The following is a 2,255-nucleotide window of genomic DNA, read 5'->3' as shown; positions in this document are numbered from 1 at the left end:
CGAGCTTCCCATAGTTTTTGTAATTCGGCTCTGGTCATAAGGGGAAATCCTCCTCAGTTCGTTTTCTGAGGAAGATTATCCCTTAAACTCGAGCACTGTGCCAAGGTGGGTTGTATTTGACGCTTACGGGCCAGTGGAGTTTCGGGCGGCTGCGCGATCTTCTGGAGTACAAACTGAAGCGGCACGGCATATCTCTGGAGAGGATCGGAGAAAGGGACACATCCGGGACGTGTCCGAAGTGCGGGCACTATACCAGGCAGAGCGGCCGCATATTCCGGTGCGGGAATTGTGGCTTCAGCGGGGTTCACCGGGATGTGGTAGGCGCTTCGGGCATACTGGACCTAGCTGTGAACGGGCGGTTTACTGAAGGGCGTATCCTGCCGGGGAAGGTGATATATTTACGGCCGGCAGTACTTGCCCCGGAGGGCGCGAATAAAGAGGCCAAGGCCGCATAGAGGACGTATCTACGCTGAGTAGTAGACGCCCATGGACCGGGCCATCCGGCGTCCGGGGTTTACCTGGGCGCTTGGATGTAGCGCACTGAGGGGGAGTAAAACCTGTCTTCAGGCAGGCATCTCCCGGTGAGGTGCTGAGGACCGCAGGGGCGGGCTGGCAGAGCGCCCCCGCATCCCACACTACTGGAAGGACTGGAAAACAGGCAAACGCTTCTTTAAGCTCATCCCCGTCAAGGCAGCCGCTTCGTACTCCCTCACCACGAAAACTCTCGACCTCACCCTGCCGAAGGACCTCCGGAGCGGGTACTCCGGTGGAATAGACACCAGTGGGAAAGCCGCCCCGAATCCGCTGTCGGTACGCCCTTAAGGGTGGCAAACAGCGTTCCCCAAGCGGCCTGAGCCGCTTTCAGGAACACCCTGGCTTTAGCCATGGGATGGAAGTCAGCGGGCAAGCAAGTCCTTCAGTGCGTCTAACAAACTGGAATAGCGGAACCGATACCCCGCATCAATAAGGCGTGCCGGGATTACACGCTGACCGGTGAGTAGCATCTCTGCCATTTCTCCTAGTCCTGCTTTAAGGATTATCGCTGGCACGCGTAGCCAGGAGGGGCGTTTCATGACTTGGCCTAGGGCGGAGGCGAACTCCATTTGGCGTACCGGGTGAGGTGCAGTTACGTTTATAGGACCCTCCAATGTGGGTTGTTCCAGGGCAAAACGGATGATCTCCAAAGCGTCGTCCAGGTGAACCCAAGAAAGCCACTGCTTGCCGCTACCCAAAGGTCCGCCCAAGTACCAGCGGAAAGGAAGAACCATGCGCGGCAGGCTTCCACCTTCATGGGACAAGACTATCCCGGTACGCAGAGTTACCACCCGTATCCCTAGCTTGGTGGCTTTATAAGCTTCCTCTTCCCAAGCCTGGCAGACCCTTGCCAAGAAGTCAGTGCCGGGCGGGGCCGTTTCCGTCAGTTCTTCGTCACCATGGGGTCCATAGTAGCCGACGGCTGAGCCACTGATCAGTACCTCGGGGCGGATTGAAAGGCCGCGAAATGCTTCTACCAGCGCTCTAGTAGTATCTACCCGGCTGGAAAGGATAGCCTCCTTTCGGGGGGCGGTCCAGCGCCCAGCGCCTATATTCTCGCCCGCCAGGTTAATCACCGCGCCCACGCCATCCAGCGCTTTTAAAGGGATACGTTCCTGTCCCGGCTGCCACTGAATCACTTCTATGCCGGAAGCCAACCTAGTTCTTGCAGAGACAGCGTTGCGCGAGAGCACTACTGGTTCATGGCCCGCCTGTCTGAGCAGGTTGCATAAGGAGCGTCCCAGCAGTCCAGTACCGCCGGTGATTAGGATTTTCATGGGAGCTATTATTTCCTCCTCATTCATTCCATTCTAGGATAGGTTTTAAGCATTTATGATAGGTTTTAAGCACGGGGCTTTTAACTACTTTCATGGTTCTCTAAAGAAATTCAGCTAAAGGAAGAACGCGCAAACACACCGTATTGGTTTGGTAGCCCTTAGCCACGCTCTGACGGTCGACCCGATGGTGAAGATCTTGGAACTGGCCAGACTAGTGGTACCAATAACCCCAAAATATTTTTCGTGCCTATAATCGAGTAGGAGGGGGGAGGCTAGCCCCCGTCCTCTCACACCACTCGACATGCGGGTCAGCATCCGTAAGCGTCAAATACTACCCACCTTGTTGGGTTGCGGTAGTAAGCATAAAAGAACCCCTACCGAATCATCTAAGGGGTAGGGGCTAAAACAAGCTTAATTATTCACCCGGCAAACAGAAGGCAGAGT

The 2,255-nt window shown here is 55.7% G+C and carries 2 protein-coding genes; one reads left to right on the top strand and one right to left on the bottom strand.

The annotated features are described in order from the left end of the window. Positions 1–116 precede the first annotated feature (116 nt). Positions 117–455, top strand: a complete 339-nt coding sequence (locus TAMC210_RS13130) for a zinc ribbon domain-containing protein (RefSeq protein WP_217267412.1) — start codon at positions 117–119, stop codon at positions 453–455. A 441-nt stretch (positions 456–896) separates the two neighbouring features. Here the strand turns inward: TAMC210_RS13130 and TAMC210_RS13125 are convergent, their stop codons facing one another. Continuing rightward, the gene (locus tag TAMC210_RS13125; protein WP_173299270.1) at positions 897–1,811 is read right to left on the bottom strand and encodes a TIGR01777 family oxidoreductase; all 915 of its coding nucleotides are present in this window, start codon (positions 1,809–1,811) and stop codon (positions 897–899) included. Positions 1,812–2,255 lie beyond the last annotated feature (444 nt).

Origin of the sequence: Thermanaeromonas sp. C210 (genome assembly GCF_013167955.1) — a bacterium.
GTDB lineage: Bacteria > Bacillota > DSM-521 > Neomoorellales > Neomoorellaceae > UBA12545.
Note: the sequence above shows the minus strand (reverse complement) of the source record. Positions and strands in the feature narration are given on the sequence as shown.